This is a genomic window from Caloranaerobacter longqiensis (assembly GCF_050286925.1).
Taxonomy (GTDB): domain Bacteria; phylum Bacillota; class Clostridia; order Tissierellales; family Thermohalobacteraceae; genus Caloranaerobacter.
This window is the reverse complement of sequence record NZ_JBFWFX010000002.1, coordinates 136793-155336: the sequence shown is the minus strand read 5'-3', so window position 1 is coordinate 155336 and position 18544 is coordinate 136793. Positions and strand designations below refer to the sequence as shown.

Sequence of the window (18544 nt, the reverse complement as noted above, 5' to 3'; positions counted from 1 at the left end):
TACTGGGGGTCGACGACATTACCATCTTGATATATAAGGCTCAAATTCACTCTCGCCTATTAAATGTTTTTCAAGCTTATATAACTCCATTCGCACAAGTCTTCTATATGATACTTTTCTTCCTAACTGTCTATGATTTATTGTCGTTTTTAATCTTTTATCAAACTCTTCTACAAAAACTTTTTTACCTTTATCTTTCAAAAGTATGCCACCCATATCTTCTTCAAAATCATTTTTAGTTATCATCTTCTTTGAAACTAGAGTAAATATTAATCTGTCAATTATTATCGGTTTAAAAATCTCTGCTATATCAAGGTTCAATGTAAAATGTTTAAAATTAGTAGCATGTAAATAACCAATTCTAGGATCTAAGTGAGTTTTATATATTTCCCCAAGCACCAGCACATAAAGTAGTGAATTTCCAAAACTTATAAGGGCATTTAGTTCATTTTGAGGAGGTCTTCTAGTTCTCTGATTGAATACAAAATCTTCATTGGAAATTATTTCATCAAAAGCTTTATAGTATGTATCTCTTATATTACCCTCTATAGCCATAAGTTCATTTACTTCATTACATTTTCCTATTTTCTCATAAAGCGAAATAATATTTTTCTCAATATTTTCCAAATTTTTACCACGATTTTTATAGTATTTTATTACGTTTAATATGTTCCTGCAGCTTCCTTCAACTATTTTTAAGGCTAAAGCTATTCGCTTATTTTCATCAAGATAATGCTCTGCCTGCTTTAATATAATATACCCTGAATTTAAATGTTCTCTTGGATAATATGTACCAACATAATAACCATAATGATTGAAAAAATGCAATAATATTTCTTTGTGAGATACAAATTCAAGAAATCTCTTATTTAAATCGACCTCTCCAAAAATGAAAAAATCACTTACATCTTCTATAGGAATATACTTTCTTCCTTTTTCTGTTTCAAAGTATAAAGTATTATCCTTTCTTTTAAGTTGTCCGTCATTGAAAATATAAATAGTTTTTTTCATTTAATCACCTCATTAAGCCCAACAAAATTCATTATAGGCACAATTTCTACAATATTTGTTTTTTTCAGGTGCATAAGGTATAGGTTCATAAATAATTCTTAAAATATCTTTTTCTACATTTTTAAGTTCTTTTATAAGTTCTTCAGTTAATATTATTTCTTCTCTTTTACGTTCTTTTGGAAACATTAATATACCAGTGCCTTCAATACCATGTTTTTTAAGTTCCCAAAGATAATAAGCAAGCTGCATTTTAGCACTTTCAATAAATCTTGAGCTCTTTTTTACTTCTCCAACTAAAACATGTCCATTTTTCTTGTTTATTACATCTACTTTTATATTTCCTAAAGAAATCTCCTTTTTTTCTCTCATATACGAATTCTCATGGATAAATCTGCCTAAATCTATATATTGATTATCTTGATCAGGAGTTAAATTATGAGCCATAAGCCAAACTTCTCTTTTACAGATATAATAGTACCAAATAAGAGTACCGTTTACTTTTACATCTTCCATAAAACCACCACCAAAATTAAATATAACTTTACTATCTATACAATATAGACAATTTCCCTCTGTGATAAACCTTATAGTTATAAAATAATTGTTTTATCTAAATCATTTCTATTAAAACCAATATCATCATTATATATCCTACCTTTGGCTTCTAAAGGCATTCTAAAAAAACTTTTCTCATCAATAAATTCATTTATAAATTTAATAGGTAATGAGATAATATATTCTCTAAGTTTAGGTTTTAATTTTAATAATCTATTATATTTTTTCTTGAAATCATTCTCTTCTAAAACCTCTTCTTTGTATTTGTTAAATAATTCTTTAGCTTCTTCGTTTATTTCAAAATAAACATCTATATAATCTGGTCTATTTCTTATAATTGAAAAATCCCTTAACCTTGTAAACTGCATATTATCAACAAATTGTATAAGTTTATCTGAATCATCTACAGAATTTACTTTTTCAACAGCCAAATTAAAGTAGCTTTGAATTAAATTAATAAATTCTGACTCTTTAAAATAACCTTTTTGTAAAATCTGATCAGTTAATAGCAATAAAGTTTTACCATAAATATAGCTACCATAAAACCTGTCATCCTTAACCAATTTTGCAACTCTTAATTCACCTTTTCTATCTCCATTTCTATTACATCTACCTGCTGCCTGAATTATACTATCTAAAGGAGCTAAATCTCTATATACTATATCGAAATCAAGATCAACTCCTGCTTCAACTACTTGAGTAGAAATAACAATCGGTTTAATATTCATCATATCCTTTATTTTTTTTATTCTTTCACGTCTTTCTTTAGGTACTATATTCGTTGATAAATATAATACCTTTCTATCTAATTTTTTCAATATATTGTATATTTGCAAAGATTGTCCTATTGTATTGCATATTATTAAATATGATTTATCCTCAATATTATTTGTAAAGTTTTCACAAAATTCTTCTATTGTAAGCTCCTTTCTATCATAAACTAGTGTTACTCTGTTTAATATATGAAAATATTTTTCATAATTATCTAAAAGTTCATAAGCATCCCTTAAAATTATTGGTCTAGTAGCTGTCATGGTTATAACTCTACAATCTAATTCATTACATATCTTTTTTAACATATAATCAATTAGTTTCCAGTATTTAATGTCTATTGTTTGAAGCTCATCTAATATAATAATTGAACCTTTTATATTATGAAATTTTTTCAACATTCTATTTCTATATCCTATAATTGTTTCAAAAAATTGTACAAATGTTGTAACAATTATAGAACTTTGCCATCCTTCCACAAGCAACTGTGAAGAATCTATTTCATAACTCTCCTCTTCACTTTTATACTCTATATCAGAAAGATGATGATGTTTTAGAATATACTGACTAATACTCTTTTCAAACCCTTTAATATTTTTATGTAAATCTAATATTACTGAATAATTCTGATCAATTATTGATGTATAAGGTAAGACATATATAATCCTTCTATTATCTCCTAAAAGTTCCACTAATTTTTTTGCTGCAAAAAAACCAGCTAAAGTTTTACCACTACCCGTTGGAGCAGTTATCGAAAAATATTTACTTTCTTTATATCCTTTAATAAGATTATTCTGTATCGTATTAAATATCTCTTTTCGTAAATCATTTAGCCCACCAGTTTTACTTCCATACAAATCTAAATATCTTTTATGTAAAAATGAATACGGAACAACTTTTATATTTGATAAAGGCGTATTTGATGCACTTAATTTATCTGCATCTATTAAACAAGAGTATAACAGTTGATGTATTGTATAAATTTTATCTTTTTTCATTTTATTCCTCTCAATTAATTTTCTTATTCTTAATAAGCTTCTTAAAATATCTTCATAAGGCTTTTTATCAATAAACTCTTTAAAATAGCTTTGCAACCCTAAAACTTCTGAATCATTATATATAATTTCATAGTTATTTTTCATATCTTTTATTTGTTTATCTACAGTATCTATTTTAAACTTTAATTCAGCTCTTAAAGATTCTAAATTAAATCTTAATTTTCTAGGTAAATTTTCATTTACATCTTCTAAATTCCCATGATGATGTAATATTACACTGTATAAAACTAGGGGAAGATAATTATCCTCCCCAAACGTTTTGAGTCCTACAAAAGCCCCAAACATTGCTGAAATGAACCCGTGATGCGATAAATCTCCATTATATTGTTTATCTAAATGTTTTTGAAAATATGTTGTATATTTGCCAAAATCATGACATTTACATATAATTCTCAAAGCTTTAATAATATTTTCTTGACTATTATTTAAAAAAGTAACTGAATATTTTTCAACTTCTAATAAATGGTCCAATAGTTTTTTATTCGGATGAGATTTAAATAGCATAATATACTCTCCTTACATAAACACTATATTTTCAACTATATCATTATATTTTAGTTTGACATAATTTGTATTTAACATTACTGATAATGGATTAGTATTTTCATCGTAAATATAAGACTCAACAGTCTTAATATTCCTATCTTCTGTAAATTCGCAAGGCATTTTCTCTTTCATAATAAAAAGACCTGTCTTATTAAACTTTATACCTCTGTCTTTTATTTTATTAAAAGGTATTACTGTAGATATATCAACTATATTATCAGAATATTCTTCACTTCCTATCACTCTATCAACATACCTAGTAATACATGAAAATGATACTACTCCTAAATAAGGTGAATAATAATATCTTTTTTCTTTAATTCTCTTTTCTAGCACATCTATAAAATCTTTATCTAAATGAGATACATATAATCTGTAGCTTAAATAACTATTTTCACCTAAAACTATTTCAAATGGAATTTGTGTATGTTCTTCTGGTGATTGAAAATGTTTTGACGAAGTTATTTTCATATAATTCAGTGTCTGCATAATTTTTCTAGTCTTCTTATTCTTTTTTACTCCTATAAAAATATTTTCTCTCCTAAAATCATCATAATATGTATCTCTTTCTAAACCCATTATTGCAGCTATCAGACCAGATAAAACTGTTCTTGGTGGTACACTATATGAAAGTGAAGATGAATTCGTATAAAATTTTCGAAAATGAGCTGCATATCCTTCTATATCAAATATAAGTACATCCCTTTTCATATATATCACCTTATTTCTATTAATTTAAAATCTTCAAAGATATCAACAAATTTCTTTTCAACTCCATCCATTAGTTTTAAATTCGAATCTACAAAATAATATATAGTTTTAATTTTTTCTTTATTATTATTAAAATGCTCCTTTAGTTTTGATATATCTAAAGCTACTTCTGAAATATCTCTTGGATTTTCTTTATTTTCAATTAAATTAATTAGATTCCTCATATCACCCAATATCGTTTCACTGTCATTATATTCAACTCTTAAATATAATCTTGGATACTGACCTACTTTACTCCTAGTAGCCAATAATGGAATAGATTTAACCATAGCTTTGTCCAGCTTCTTTACATCATCTTCACTAAGTAAAGTATGTTCAGCTCTATTCCCACTTATTACTCCTGAAAAAGCTATAAATGAATATTTTACTCTATAATCTCTACCCATAGCCCCTTGTTGATTCTTATTATCTGTTGAAAAATGAGAAGTTATTGCAGCTTCAATAAGTTCTACTTTATTCAATGAATAACCCCAGTTAAACTGTACTGGACCTGTAAATGTTTTAGTGTCACCTTCTATAGGCATAGTAGCACCAAACAATCTAACATCTATCAATTCTTTTAGTATATCTTCTTTGCTTAGTTTATCTTTACCTAAATCATTTTTTAACTTCTCTATTATTTTTTCTGGTTTTACTGACTTGTCTTCTAATTTTGTAACAAAAATTCTCTCTCCATTCATTTCAAAATAGTCTCTTATATATCTTTTAAGTCTTAAATCTGATACTAAATTTATGTCTCTTTCATAATCCATGCGAGGTCTATTTTCTTCATCAGGATCACCATTTGGATTAGTCATTTTAGCATCATATAAAAACAAAATTTCACTATTATTCATTATCTTCTCCCCCTTCTTTTAATATTGCTTTTGTCGTGCTATAAGAATATCCTGAAAGTATATAATATAAATTGTCATGTTTATTCAAACTCCAATTTTTAATATGTTTATCAAATAACTTTTTATGTGCAAAATATATTTTTTCATTATATTTTAATATTTTATTCTGTCTAAGTTTATCCACTATTTCTGATGAAAGTCTTTTCACTTTAGATAAATCCATACCATTGAAATTTAATTTGTTTAATATTGGCTTTTTGCCACTTCTCTCATTATATTGTTTATTACCAATCTTACCTACTAAATAACCAAGTAAAAACATAGCTGTTTCTTCTTCACTATATCTCATTTCTTCAATATATTTTTTTACATCTGATTCTATATCAAGTTTCTGTACTTCCATTCCTCTCCCCTCCTTTAAACATCCTATACTTTCTAAAAATTTTAAGAACATATTTGACTGAATCATAACTTCATGAATACTAGCAGGTTTAATAAAATAATTTTTATGATTATTAAAGTAGTGTATTTTTAACATATTCACTTGACTGTTAATTAACATATTTTTATTAATTTCTATCTGTTTAAAAATCGCATTGTATATATTCAATTGTTTTCTATATTCTACTGTTTTTTCTTTCCCTTTCTTATCTCTTTTCTTTCTAACTGGTATAAGATAATATACACTTTCCAATCCAAACGGTACTGTTAATTTTTCAGAAATTAAATTTTTAAATAATTGCCTTACATTAAAAGAATTATCAATTAACACCTTGAATCTTGATGGTGGCACATCTTTTATAAGTTTTTGGACTTTAAATGCTTGTGAACCTTTAGGAGCATTATAAAATAATATGTTTATTAAATAATAGTTGTCTTCTCCATTCAATTCAAAGGTATCTGATATTTCACTTTCAAAATTTACAATACTTTCTATATTTTTAGACATATTAAATGTATCTATAAGTTTACTTGCTATAAACTTCATATCATTAATATCCATGTTAGAATTGTATAAGAAATGTGGTATTAAATACACTTGAAAACTACCTAGATTAGTACTAAGATTATCCATTATAAACTGCTCACCTGTCATTAAATACAACATACAATTTTTACATAAAAGCATATTTTTGCTATAATTCGTTTTTGAAAAATTCGAAGGGAAATTTAAATTAGTAGTCGTGTAAAACTTTAACTTTAGTCTACTTGTATCTGATGACAAACCATCTCTACTTCCACATATTGAACAAGTTCCACTTTCTCCCTTTGCATAAGCTTTAAGTTTTTCTTCTACTATCCTTTTTTTGTAATTTAAATTATCGCTTATTGGTTTACCATTTATAGATAGAAAATATAAAGCTACTTCACTGGACTTTATGTCAAATTTTTCTTTTATATATTCGTTCACTTCTTTATCAACAGCTTTTATAAATTTCTTTATATCGCTTTTTTCATTTTTAAATATTTCTTCAAATATTTCTCTGTTCGATTTTAATTTCATCGATACTTTACTTAAATCTATTACATACCTATATCTTTCATTCTTTTTCTCTTGTTCCCCAGCATCAAAGAAAAATATTTCTAACAAAGGTTCTAATTCTTCACTTAGATTTTTAATTTTCATCCTAATTAAGTTAGGTATTGTTTGTGAAATCAAATAAAATGATTTATTCCCTGTTGTATACCATTGAGGCTTACTAGGTCCATCAGCTGTTCCTATCCAAAGTAACTCCTCAGCCGAAGATTTTCTCGCCTCTCCATATAATTTAATATCAATCTTTTCTTCTTTTGTATTAAAATCGATCTGAATTATATGTTTGGAATTCCCTTTCTTATCCTTAATATCAATATCTCTTTTAATAATGTTGGCTAAAAAATCTTTATTATTATAAACAGCTTTACCTATCTGCAATATCCCTTCTTGCATCTCATTCACCTCCTTACATTTATTATTTCAAAACATCCAAATCCTTGAGCGTTTTTACTGCCTAAGCCTGTATCATAGGCTAATTTAATCAATTCTTTAGAACCTTTCATTATAAACTCACCTATCCAGCCTTTAATGATAAATCCTCTATAATTAGCTGATATCATCTTTATTTTCTTATCATTAACTGGTGTTATTGAAAATTCGCATTCTGGTGCATCTTTTCCATAAAAAGATTTAAATTTTTTCTGCAAATTTTTGTATGCTAATTCAGAAAAAACTCCATCTCCGGGCTTGTAATAAATCGTTTTTTTCTTACCATGAATATCAACTGTACTGTATGTAACTACTGGAGACAGCATTTTTATTACAACCTCTTCTTCTATTTCACGATGTGAAAGTACCTCCATTTTTTCAAATTTTATTTGAGTTTTACCTAAAACGAGATTGTCACTTTTAATTATTGTACTAGCAAAATCATTAATAAAATCATCCAGTATTTATGAAACAATTAATTTAATAGGTGAAGTATAAGTTATATTATTAGACTGCTTGTCCATCTTAAATTGACCAAATATTCTTGAGAATGTAAATAATTTAAAACTTCTTTTTTCATATTTGTAGCCTTCATCATGTAAAAAACGTCTAAAAGCATTATCAGAAATATTTTTATAAATAAATCCTTGTACAATATGGTTGTAGTGTATTGGTAATACTAATTTGTCTTTAAATGAAAATTCTATACTTAGTCTCACCTTTATCCTCCTATAAAAAATTTTTCTATGTTTATATGTTCTATTTTTATCATTTATTTCCTTCAAAATTCTTAAAAAAATTAGCTGACAGCTAGCAGCCATCAGCTTATTCTTCAAAAAATACATCTAACTAATTCTTTCTTAGTTCCTCATAGGTAAGCTATAAACAAAATTGTTGGATGTGATCCTATCTCAAAAGGATACGAGTTTCAATTCCTTATAGGTACGCTAAAAACAAAGATTACTATTTTTACAAAAGATGGTGTATTTGAAATGTTTCAATTCCTTATAGGTACGCTAAAAACGTTTATTTTGGGAAAGAGCCTTCTAAAGTTGAAGTTATGTTTCAATTCCTTATAGGTACGCTAAAAACACATATACACAATAATACATTTAAAAGTTGTTTCTTTGTTTCAATTCCTTATAGGTACGCTAAAAACTTTCATCAATTGGTCCTGATTTATCAATCAATTTTTGTTTCAATTCCTTATAGGTACGCTAAAAACCAATTGCTTATATTGATATTACTATATTTAAAAAATTTTGTCAATTATTGATTTTTTGTGTTAATTCCTACTAATATGCTAGGGTTTCACCCTTCTATATATTAAAATTTACACATTTTTTGACAAAAAATAAAAAGTCGTCGATCCCCGGGGGTTTTTGCACTACTGGAGGTCGACGACTTTTTGATATACATTAATTAAATTTTATATCTTAAATATTTTCTGAAATTTTCATGTACAAATACCCTTTTTGTTACTACTTTATTATCTACTTTTGTTTCTTCTACTTTTCTTGCAGTAGTTGCATAAATTGGTATCCTGTTATATTTAAAACAAAAATCTACTATATAAAATGTTGCTCCAAAATCGCCTTGTACTAGAACATAGTCTTCCTCGTAAGACTCTTTTAATACCCAATCTCTAATGAGATTTAATTTATCTACAGGTAATTCCCCTTTAGGATTTAAATTAGACCATATCTCTTTTAATGTATCTGGTAAAGTCTTAATAGTACCTACATCTAGTTTAGATTTAGCCTCTTCTATTTGAAAATCCGAAAGTTCATGAGATAGTATTACTAATAAATTCAAAATCTCCACCTCTTATAAATCTATTATTGTTTTAAATAATCTTTTAACATTGCAAATTTATTATTAAAAGGTGAATAATCATTTTTATACTTTTTTCTTTTACTACTTTTATTATTTGAACTTCTTGATTGTTGAATATTAGTACCTTTAGATTTTTTTGTGTTTTTTACCAATCTTCTTGTCCACGCTAATACATAATGGATTTCTTTCAACCTTAAATTTTTAAACTGTTTATTATTAATAACAAATTTATCTTCCAATTTTTCTATTTGCAAAAAATCTTCAACAAACATCTTAAAGGATTTATTTAAAGTTCCTCCACCACCTATTATTTTACGTAAATTTGTATCCTTTATATTGTATATTATTTCAAGAAAGTTTTGCATCTGCTCATTTTCATCTTCATATCTTTCTCTTGATATTTCTAACATATCAATTATTAAACTAATAAAACCACCTGAACCATGTTCATTAATATATTTAGCAGCACTTTCAGCACAAATCAATAAATCGTTTTTAGAAACTCCCACCCCTACACCTCCTACTTTAAAAGTTACTTATTCTTTATATTTCAAGATTTCTATAAGTTTTTCAATGTTTCTCTTTATGTCTTTTTTATCCATATTTTTATATTCTATTGCTTTCTTCACCCATTTATCTTCTGCCAAAACTTTAATGCTTCCTAAATTATAAGACTTACCAAAACCTATTTTAGGATTTATATCTCCACTTAACCCTAAAGAAAAACATAAAAGTTGAACTTGTTCTTCCGTAAGATTTTTATACAAAATCTTTCCAACAAATTCAGCATCTTTCATTACAATTTCATGATATATACCATCTTGTATTGGTTGAATATTTAACCCATGTTTATAAAACTTATGCCCTTTATATTTACCGTTTTCATCTAAATAATAAGGGCTATCAGAATTAGGACTATATGATGGTGGAAAGGGCTTTATATCTATATTCCCAGACTTCATTACAAAATCACTTATTTGTATTTTGCTTTTAAAACCCATACTACCAAACATATCACAAATAATACATCTCTTATCTTTGCTATGCCTCTTTTCTACTAATTTTCTCCTATCCAACTTCGAAGAAGGTGAAAGGCAACTATAAGATATAGCTTCTGCAATACTTCTTACACACCCTTTAAAACTCGTGCCTGGTATAATTACTCTTCCGTTCACTCTAATAAATGTTTTGTATATAGTCTTATTATCTATAACATTATATCTACCAGAAAAAATATGTATTGGAGTTAAAGTTTTTATTCTTAATTGTATTTCTCCTTTTAATTCTCCTCTTTCTTTATATTCTTCACATTTTAAAAACGGAACAAAATCATATGGCTTGTTCATTGCTAATATCACGTCCTTCATCACCATAATCAACATTTTTAAATAAATCTGCTATACGTTCTAATCCTTCTATTTTTTTGTAAATATATAATCCATCCTCCTGATAATCCTCATTTTTCTTTGACTTATCATAATATCTAACAAGTAAATTGACATTATCAGCCTTCATGACCCCAAATCCCTTTGAAGTAAGTCCTCCAAATGTAACAAGACCATCATTTATATCCTCAAATATATCAATTATTAATTTTATATGCCATTTATAAAAGTTTTTAAATTTAATATTAGCTTTAAATTTACAATACTCCACATATTCAAAATCAAATAAAGCTCCTCTTTTACTTGCTCCTGTAATCCTGTCTATTGCTACAGCACTTCTCTTCCCTATTCTAAAACTACTAATAGGATAAGCATCACTAAATTGAACTCTACTTTTTAAAGCTGTTGACCCAAATATTTTGCATGCTAGACAGCTTTCTTCATATCTTTCCTGTCCATTCAATCTTTTTTCTAGTTCTTTTTCTTTTTCTCTAATTTTCGAACCACAATTATCTCCATTAAATAAATTACAAGTACTTGTTAATTTTTCTTCTGCTCTACTTCTGAAAACCCCTTTAAGGCTTGTCCCAGGTATAACAGGAACACGCTTTCCATCTTTATAAAATGCTAAATATGTATTTTCAGCTGAAGTTGGATTTAATTGGTCTTCTTCACTAGATTTAATAAATAAAGGACTTACAGTTTCTAGCTCAAATTCAATAATAGCTTCATTATATAATTTACTAAACATAATCCCACCTCATTTTTTCATTTAGTCCATCTGTAATATAATCTTTTAATGTATTTTTAGTTATTTTATAAACTTCAAAATCAACAAGTTTAATATTCCCAAGTCCAATGCTAGTTTTCCCACCTACTTTTAATTCTCCACTTTTCAATATATTTATAATATACTTTAACAATTCTTCATGCTCATCATCTAAATTATCTACACTCATATAAAACTCAAATTCTGTTCCTGCTGCGACTTGTTCGAACTCATACTTTCTTCCATCTAATGCTGTTCCTGTTTCTCTATCAATACATATACCATCTCTTCTCTCTACATAAGCCATATCTTGCTTTAGCTTACAATCTCTTATTTTAAGCTTAGAAGCAAAATAACTTGATCCAAATACTTTACATACATCGCACATCTTATCATATATCCTCTTTGCAATTTCATAATCTTTATTATCTATGTCTTCATTTTTATTAATATCTTCTTTTATCTCTTTCATGAATTTATCACTTATACACGGCTCATTAACAATCAAACAAGCTTTGTATTTTGAATCTATACCACTTTTTAGCAGTACTTCTATATAACTTCTTAAAACACCTTTTAATGAACTGCCCGGTATATACGGTTTACCATTTTCATCCCTTATTACTGTACTATCTACTTGAAGTGGGTCAAAGCTATTTTCTCCTGTACCTATATGTATTGGTGTCAAAGCTTTTATGCTGCCTTTGATTATATATCTATTATCAAATTTATCAAAAAACATATATCGCCCCACCTTTCTATTTGTCTCCTATTATTCTTTTTTTCCAATATAGAAAACCAAAAAATTTACTTATTTGTTTAAGAGCTTCTTTATCATTTTTATTACAATCTTCATAAATCTTATCTAAATAATCTATAATAACTTCACCAAATTTCTTTCCATTTTTATATTTCTCTTTATCCTTATAAATTGCATCCCAACCATTTCCCTTACTTGTTTTATATTCGATGAAAAGTCTAAATTCTCTATAACAATCCGTATTTAAAGCCATCACTGCAAGACCTCTTATATTAGTACTTCCTATAACTGCTTTAACTTTCTTTGCATTTCTGCCTTGACCATAATTGCCGTTCCAAAAATCTCTATTATTACCTATTTCATCTACATAACTAAGTAATATTTCTTTTGAAATGCTCATTCCTTCACACCTCCAAAGTAAAATATAAAGTCTCCAAAACCATTTTCATTCTCTTCGCCTAATCCATTTAATTTAGAAAAATATTCATAAATCTCTTCAAATGTCTTTGTTGTTCTAAATAAAATTACGCTGCCCTTTTCTATCATATGTACTGCATCTTCACGCTTGTCATCTTCTACTTTGGATGTATCATAGCCTCTAAAATTAAATATTTCTGCATATACCTTATAAATATCAAAACTTTCATCTATATTTAATGCTTTTTCCCACAAACTTTTGTACTCATCAGTAGTTAAATATCTAAACTGTGTTTGGTTAAACTTTACTTTTGCATCTGAAACTAATTTTATTGCAAAATAATTATACTTATTGTCTACATCTTTATTAAAACCTTTATACTTTTTATCAAATTGCTTTAATTTACCTAATATGTCTACTTTTTTATTGTTTTTATCCTTCTCTAATTTTAAAATACATTTACCATATCCTACTGATAAATACTTACCAACTCTTAATTCCTTTATCAGTGATAATTCTTGTTCATCTAACCCCTCTATACATCCTTCAAAAACATTTCTACCTTTAGAAGTTTCTAAAACAGCAACTATAGAATACAATTTGCCATCTTTAGAAGTTTGAGTATATCTATTTATCTCTGTTCTTGTTAAAACTATCTTCTTTACATCATAAATTTCATTATTTTTAATATATCCTGTTATATGCTCTACTCTACCATAACCTTTTTTACATTTAGGACATTCCTTATCTTGAATCAAACAATCTATAAAACCATGTTTTTCATCATTTTTACATATCATCGCAGTAAGCGGTATTATTTCAATGCCTTCAGGATAGAAGTATGAAAATTTTATTTTACTAAACTTTTGGCATATACTTTTCAACTTACATTCTTTACAACCTTCTTTATCTCTATAATAAACCCAATTTTTATACTCTTTACCGTCTACTACTACAGTTTCATCATCACGAAATTCGCTACAATTATTTAATATATATCTAGCAAATGCAGCTCTAATTACATTTCCCTGTATATAATTCAAACTCTCTATATAATTTGTAACTAATTTCCTTCCACCTACTATAAGAGGTGATTGAAATTCAAGTTTTACTTTCAAGACTATTTCACCTCCTGAATTTCCACTTCTACATGTCCACTGCCCCTACTTTTTCCATTTCCTATTGCATCTATCATTTTAACTGCTATTTCTAATTGATCTTTATATTTAATGGTATCTTCATCAAAATACACTAACATTTCACCTGTAAATACTCTGTTACATACTACTTCTTCACTATACAAAGCATTTTCTTTGTTAGTCCTCCTAAATCTATCAATGGAATTTCCGAATTTAATTTTTATTTCTCCTTCTTCTTCTGTATGAAAGTCATCAATAAATACTCTTGATGGATAATAACCTTCCTTCCCAAATATTTTACACATAGGACAATTACAATCTTTATCGTTGTGCTTTAAATCTGTTATCATATAGAAATTATTTTTTATTTTACCTTTTATTGTACTTGCCGGAATGTATGGTTTACCTCTGTATTTAATAGTGTATTTATTTATAAATCCACTATTATATTCTGCAGATGAAATATTAAAAGGGGTTATTACCTTAATTTTTATATTGTATTTAACTTGGTTCACTTTCTACACCCCCTGTGTAGTTCATTAAAAGTGCTATATCATCCCAAGGTGAAATGAAAATCTTTTCACCAGTTCTATAATCTTTAAGCTTAATCAATCCTGAAAAGTACCCATCCTCTATATCAAATATTTGACTTACATACTCTGTATATTTTGGTGAATTTCTGGCTTGCTGATATAAATAGAAAAGTTGAAACTCATTAATACTATCCATATTATTAGCTGCATATTTTAATTTGTAAATCTGATTTTTCTTTATATCTTTATCTTTTTTCATTTTATTTACTATTTCTAGCACTTTAAATAATCTACTGCAAGTCATAGGAAATAGGCTTGTCCTCTTGTCCCCTAAACTAAAATAACTACTTCCTTCAATAACAACAACATCTACCGTCCCTTCATTCTTACCAGTTTTTCTAGCATATTTTTTCGCATTTTTCAAACTTTGCAAACTTATATCGAACATATTTTGTAATGGAGTATTATATTTAGCTATACATATTCCGGCTGATATTGTTAATTTATAGTTTGAAGCTTTATCGAATTTTTCTATTATTTTAGCAATTAATGCAAGACTTACATCTGCCGGAACAATTAAGAAAACTTCATCGCCGCCAAGAGCAATAGCTTCAAACTTTGCATCTTCGCCCATTATTTCATATATAGACTCATATACACTTTTCTTTGTATTTTCATCAAGTTTTCTACTAAAATACATATGTGCAAATGGAGTTTTAATATTCTTTACTACATTTCCCATATTATTCCCATCTGCATATATAACAGCTACATACCCTCTTGTATCAGAAATATCATTAATACTATTAATCTTATATCTGTTTTTCATATTGTAGTCAGGCTTAAACTTAGCTTTAATATATTTGCAAAACTCATCATAAAATCTTTCTTTATCTTTTCCTACTGTATTTTTTCTCAAACAGGAAGGACATACCGGTATTTCACCTTCTGGAGTATATGCCTTATATTTCGCATCTCTAACACTACAAAGTTTGCAAACTTTTTTATCACTTATTTTTTCATATTTAAAGTAAATTTCCTTACCTTCTATTTTTATTTTCTCTAAATTATTATCTGGATTAATTTCATATATTTTTATTTTCTTTCTCTCTTCTAACTTTTCATTCAATTTCCTCATTATATCACTGTATCTTACTAAATCATTTAATTTACAAGTAATATGTTCAAATGCAACTTTAGCTGTTAAAGAAACTTTCGAATATAATTCTTCTAACTCTTTACAAACTTTTTGCCCTTCTCCCTTTGGAACAATTAATAGCACATTACCTCCACCACAATATATTGAACACTCTTTAACATATTTTTCTTCTAAATAATTTATTGTAGCTTCGATATTTAGATAATCTAAGATAGTGCTTGCTCCTCTTATATCTTTAATTTTGTTATTTTCGAGAAAATATTTTTTAATCTTATATATAGAACCTTTTACAATATCTATCTCTAAGTCTTTAAATAAATCTGTTTCTTCCTTTGCTGCTACAGAATATAAAAACTCTTTCTTCTCATCCCATTGCTCTTTAAAAAATTCTGCATAATATTCATTTCTGTCAAACTTCTGTTTATTTTCATCAACTAAATAACTAATCAAAACGTAAAAAGAAGCTACATCTTTTATTGACGGCATATTCTTGCTTTCTAAATTTTTTTTGAAATAATATGGAATGTTTTTATAATCATCTAAAATACAGTCTATTTTATTACTTTTTGAAATTTCCTGTTTTATTTTCAAAAGCTGTTTTTCAAAATCAGCAAAAGGAATTGGTTCTGGGCTAAAACCTATTAAATATTCATCATTATCATTGAACATCCTATTCCTCCTTTACCACATATTCACCAAAACCTAATAAAATATTGCTTCCAATAAGCATTTTTTCACATGCTAGAAGATAATCTATATATTCAATTGCATTATCTTGAAATTCTATACTCCCTTTAAATCCAATAATAAATTTATATGTATTTTGTTTTTTAATAAAATACTTTCTTTTAATTAAATTAAAATGAAAACTTTTTACATATGTATTTTGTTTTATTAATTTAAATTTTTCTGTATCTAAATCTTCCAATATATTTAATGTTCGCAATCTAATTTCTATAGCTTGAAATATATTATCCATATTCAAATCGATATAATTATTTTTTTCTTCAATTTTTATATAAGGAGTAATAAATTCTATTTTCTTTACTTTTTTAATACTTCTCTTTCTCATATCAATATAGCTATTAAGTCTATTTTTATTAATATTCTCTTCATATAAATATCCGTCCTTATATATTGGTTGACCTTTTTGATTATATATGCCTTCTAGTAAGTACTTTGATTTGTTGCTACCTATACCTATATCTCCCAATCTGTCAAATATATATATAAACTGGCTTAAAAAATCCATAGCTTGTCCAATTAATACAATATTAAATTTGAGAATACTGTCTTTTTTAAAATTGGTCTTTCTATCTGAACATTTTATTAAAAAAAGAGGTTGGATTTTTTCACTTTGAAGCACCAAAGGCTTTTGAGCATCAAAATTATTGCTCAATAATACTTGAATGCTGCAAATATTCTTAGATTGGCATTTTCCGCAGTCTTTATTGTTAAAGCAATATAGATTTAACATTTCATTTAAAAAAGCACCTACAAGCATAGAATTCTTATATTGGGGTAGTTTAGAATCGTCTAATAATTTTAACTGAAAATTAAGTTCGCAATACTCTGTATCTAACAAATAAATCACTCCATCATTAGTAAGCATATTCTAACTTAAGTTTTATCGTCTATCGGATGCTTTTTTACATATTCCTCAAATTCTTTATAGATATTTTTTATCTCTCTATGTAAATCGCTGCACTTTGTTGCAGTATCACCACTATATCCAAAATGATTAATGTCATTTCTTAATTTACTTAATCTATCAGCTATTTTACCTAATTCATCTTCTATATTATTTACAATGTACTCAACTTTCTTTTTAACTTCTTCTTTGCTAAACTTATCTGTATCTTCAATTTTCCAACTGTTTTTCTCTTTTTTTGCACCTTTTATAATTAAAGCTGTTTTTGCTATATTTTCTCTTTCTTTCGCATTTGTTTCATCTAATCCGAATTTCATACAAATATAAGTCTTTAATGTTTCTTCTAATGCAGTATAAGCCTGTTGAGTTAAGTTGTTTTTTATACTCCATTTCACTACTGCCATGCCTGTAGAAAAATTGTTAGCATTTTCAAAATTTTGAGTTTCTCTTTCTATTTTTTTAAACAAAGGTACAATTGGTTTAAGAACATGGTTTTCTTCTCTGACTACTTCATCAAGTTTTTGTTTCATCAAATTATAAGCATATTGAACAGATCTCTCATCTGCCCCTTTAACATTATCAATATACTTTCCTCTACATGTATATATACAATTTGTAAAATTTTCTAATCTTTTAATAAAACTATTAATCGAAATAGCCAGTTTGTCTCTCTTTGATAACTGTTCCTTCAGAACTGTTTTTGATATTTCTCTCAAATGCCCACTATTTCCATATTTAAGAAATGTATTAACTGCTTGAGTCCATTCTAAGAGTTCATCAAAAGCTGTTAAATTGAATATCGGTGCTTTTTCTTCCCCTTCTTCTAGAACTCTAGCTTCATATGCACCATAATATATTCCTTTTAATTTAATGTTTTTTAAGACCTTCGCATAATTAAGTATTACTAATGCCAACATAGGTAATGACCTAAAGCTATGCGTTATATCGAATATAATTTCATCACTTTCATCTATTTCATTCAAAACTTTATCAAATATTTCCCAAATTTCTTTTTCATTCTTTCCTTCAGGTACATTAACAGGTTTAATAATATCTTTAATTTTTATATCATATTTTTCAAAATATTTCTCAAATCTTTCTTTAAGCCTTCTATTAGGGTTCTCTTCATTATTCCAATTACTTTTTTCTGCTTCTTTAGTTAAAAAAACTATTACTTTATCCTCTTCATTCCAATCTTTACACAAAATTTTAACTAATGCTTCTTGGATAAATTTAGTTTTTACCTCCTCTTTAATATCATCTCTTTGAAATACATAACAGCATTCTTTATAATCATTTTTACCTAAGAAACTTAAAAACTTTCTTGCCAAACTACCACCTTCCTTTATCAATATTTTCTAAATATCGATTTATATCTTA

General features: G+C 26.8%; 19 protein-coding genes and 1 CRISPR repeat array. All 19 genes read right to left on the bottom strand.

The annotated features are described in order from the left end of the window. Positions 1 to 18: 18 nt before the first annotated feature. Positions 19 to 1011 (bottom strand): type I-B CRISPR-associated endonuclease Cas1b, encoded by a 993-nt coding sequence (gene cas1b / locus AB4Y15_RS02815; protein WP_427338326.1) that lies wholly within the window; start codon positions 1009 to 1011, stop codon positions 19 to 21. Positions 1012 to 1023: 12 nt separating this feature from the next. Then, a complete protein-coding gene (cas4, locus tag AB4Y15_RS02810; protein ID WP_427338325.1) occupies positions 1024 to 1524 on the bottom strand; it encodes a CRISPR-associated protein Cas4 in 501 nt (166 codons plus the stop codon). A gap of 77 nt (positions 1525 to 1601) precedes the next feature. After that, positions 1602 to 3899 carry a CRISPR-associated helicase Cas3' gene (gene cas3 / locus AB4Y15_RS02805; protein ID WP_427338324.1) on the bottom strand — a complete coding sequence of 766 codons (2298 nt, stop codon included), beginning with the start codon at positions 3897 to 3899 and terminating at the stop codon, positions 1602 to 1604. Between the two features lie 12 nt (positions 3900 to 3911). Continuing rightward, on the bottom strand, positions 3912 to 4652 hold the full coding sequence (cas5b, locus tag AB4Y15_RS02800) for a type I-B CRISPR-associated protein Cas5b (protein ID WP_427338323.1): 741 nt from the start codon (positions 4650 to 4652) through the stop codon (positions 3912 to 3914). A gap of 5 nt (positions 4653 to 4657) precedes the next feature. Further along, a complete protein-coding gene (gene cas7b / locus AB4Y15_RS02795) occupies positions 4658 to 5548 on the bottom strand; it encodes a type I-B CRISPR-associated protein Cas7/Csh2 (RefSeq protein WP_427338322.1) in 891 nt (296 codons plus the stop codon). Further along, entirely contained in the window at positions 5541 to 7478 is a 1938-nt protein-coding gene (locus AB4Y15_RS02790) for a TIGR02556 family CRISPR-associated protein (RefSeq protein ID WP_427338321.1), read from the bottom strand. Before AB4Y15_RS02790 ends, cas7b begins: the two co-directional genes overlap by 8 nt. Before the next feature lie 5 nt (positions 7479 to 7483). Further along, on the bottom strand, positions 7484 to 7963 hold the full coding sequence (cas6, locus tag AB4Y15_RS02785; RefSeq protein WP_427338455.1) for a CRISPR-associated endoribonuclease Cas6: 480 nt from the start codon (positions 7961 to 7963) through the stop codon (positions 7484 to 7486). 15 nt (positions 7964 to 7978) lie between these two features. After that, positions 7979 to 8233: a hypothetical protein gene (locus tag AB4Y15_RS02780; protein WP_427338320.1), complete on the bottom strand. Its 255-nt coding sequence runs from the start codon at positions 8231 to 8233 to the stop codon at positions 7979 to 7981. Positions 8234 to 8439: 206 nt separating this feature from the next. Further along, positions 8440 to 8739: a CRISPR direct-repeat array (repeat unit 30 nt; unit sequence GTTTCAATTCCTTATAGGTACGCTAAAAAC). 197 nt (positions 8740 to 8936) lie between these two features. After that, positions 8937 to 9329, bottom strand: coding sequence for a CRISPR-associated protein Csx20 (gene csx20 / locus AB4Y15_RS02775; RefSeq protein WP_427338319.1), 393 nt, complete (start codon positions 9327 to 9329; stop codon positions 8937 to 8939). 23 nt (positions 9330 to 9352) lie between these two features. Further along, the gene (locus tag AB4Y15_RS02770; RefSeq protein WP_427338318.1) at positions 9353 to 9859 is read right to left on the bottom strand and encodes a hypothetical protein; all 507 of its coding nucleotides are present in this window, start codon (positions 9857 to 9859) and stop codon (positions 9353 to 9355) included. A 27-nt stretch (positions 9860 to 9886) separates the two neighbouring features. Continuing rightward, positions 9887 to 10717 carry an RAMP superfamily CRISPR-associated protein gene (locus tag AB4Y15_RS02765; protein WP_427338317.1) on the bottom strand — a complete coding sequence of 277 codons (831 nt, stop codon included), beginning with the start codon at positions 10715 to 10717 and terminating at the stop codon, positions 9887 to 9889. Beyond that, the gene (gene csx7 / locus AB4Y15_RS02760; RefSeq protein WP_427338316.1) at positions 10680 to 11486 is read right to left on the bottom strand and encodes a type III CRISPR-associated RAMP protein Csx7; all 807 of its coding nucleotides are present in this window, start codon (positions 11484 to 11486) and stop codon (positions 10680 to 10682) included. The genes AB4Y15_RS02765 and csx7 (AB4Y15_RS02760) overlap by 38 nt, the downstream gene beginning before the upstream one ends. After that, positions 11479 to 12246 carry a type III CRISPR-associated RAMP protein Csx7 gene (csx7, locus tag AB4Y15_RS02755; RefSeq protein WP_427338315.1) on the bottom strand — a complete coding sequence of 256 codons (768 nt, stop codon included), beginning with the start codon at positions 12244 to 12246 and terminating at the stop codon, positions 11479 to 11481. Before csx7 (AB4Y15_RS02755) ends, csx7 (AB4Y15_RS02760) begins: the two co-directional genes overlap by 8 nt. Positions 12247 to 12262: 16 nt before the next feature. After that, positions 12263 to 12664, bottom strand: coding sequence for a hypothetical protein (locus AB4Y15_RS02750; RefSeq protein ID WP_427338314.1), 402 nt, complete (start codon positions 12662 to 12664; stop codon positions 12263 to 12265). Next, entirely contained in the window at positions 12661 to 13800 is a 1140-nt protein-coding gene (locus AB4Y15_RS02745) for an RAMP superfamily CRISPR-associated protein (protein ID WP_427338313.1), read from the bottom strand. The genes AB4Y15_RS02750 and AB4Y15_RS02745 overlap by 4 nt, the downstream gene beginning before the upstream one ends. A gap of 2 nt (positions 13801 to 13802) precedes the next feature. Beyond that, positions 13803 to 14336, bottom strand: coding sequence for an RAMP superfamily CRISPR-associated protein (locus tag AB4Y15_RS02740; RefSeq protein WP_427338312.1), 534 nt, complete (start codon positions 14334 to 14336; stop codon positions 13803 to 13805). Then, complete coding sequence (locus AB4Y15_RS02735) at positions 14323 to 16182, bottom strand: Cas10/Cmr2 second palm domain-containing protein (RefSeq protein ID WP_427338310.1); 1860 nt, start codon at positions 16180 to 16182, stop codon at positions 14323 to 14325. Before AB4Y15_RS02735 ends, AB4Y15_RS02740 begins: the two co-directional genes overlap by 14 nt. 1 nt (position 16183) lies before the next feature. Further along, positions 16184 to 17125, bottom strand: a complete 942-nt coding sequence (locus AB4Y15_RS02730) for a hypothetical protein (RefSeq protein ID WP_427338308.1) — start codon at positions 17123 to 17125, stop codon at positions 16184 to 16186. 8 nt (positions 17126 to 17133) lie between these two features. Continuing rightward, positions 17134 to 18495, bottom strand: a complete 1362-nt coding sequence (gene csx2, locus AB4Y15_RS02725) for a TIGR02221 family CRISPR-associated protein (RefSeq protein ID WP_427338307.1) — start codon at positions 18493 to 18495, stop codon at positions 17134 to 17136. Between the last annotated feature and the right edge of the window lie 49 nt (positions 18496 to 18544).

Coding starts and splice junctions, on each gene's coding strand:
- cas3 (WP_427338324.1), bottom strand. CDS start 3,899: ATGCTATTTAAATCTCATCCGAATAAAAAACTATTGGACCATTTATTA.
- cas1b (WP_427338326.1), bottom strand. CDS start 1,011: ATGAAAAAAACTATTTATATTTTCAATGACGGACAACTTAAAAGAAAG.
- AB4Y15_RS02750 (WP_427338314.1), bottom strand. CDS start 12,664: ATGAGCATTTCAAAAGAAATATTACTTAGTTATGTAGATGAAATAGGT.
- AB4Y15_RS02790 (WP_427338321.1), bottom strand. CDS start 7,478: ATGCAAGAAGGGATATTGCAGATAGGTAAAGCTGTTTATAATAATAAA.
- csx7 (WP_427338316.1), bottom strand. CDS start 11,486: ATGTTTAGTAAATTATATAATGAAGCTATTATTGAATTTGAGCTAGAA.
- cas7b (WP_427338322.1), bottom strand. CDS start 5,548: ATGAATAATAGTGAAATTTTGTTTTTATATGATGCTAAAATGACTAAT.
- csx7 (WP_427338315.1), bottom strand. CDS start 12,246: ATGTTTTTTGATAAATTTGATAATAGATATATAATCAAAGGCAGCATA.
- AB4Y15_RS02735 (WP_427338310.1), bottom strand. CDS start 16,182: ATGTTCAATGATAATGATGAATATTTAATAGGTTTTAGCCCAGAACCA.
- AB4Y15_RS02765 (WP_427338317.1), bottom strand. CDS start 10,717: ATGAAGGACGTGATATTAGCAATGAACAAGCCATATGATTTTGTTCCG.
- cas4 (WP_427338325.1), bottom strand. CDS start 1,524: ATGGAAGATGTAAAAGTAAACGGTACTCTTATTTGGTACTATTATATC.
- cas5b (WP_427338323.1), bottom strand. CDS start 4,652: ATGAAAAGGGATGTACTTATATTTGATATAGAAGGATATGCAGCTCAT.
- AB4Y15_RS02730 (WP_427338308.1), bottom strand. CDS start 17,125: ATGCTTACTAATGATGGAGTGATTTATTTGTTAGATACAGAGTATTGC.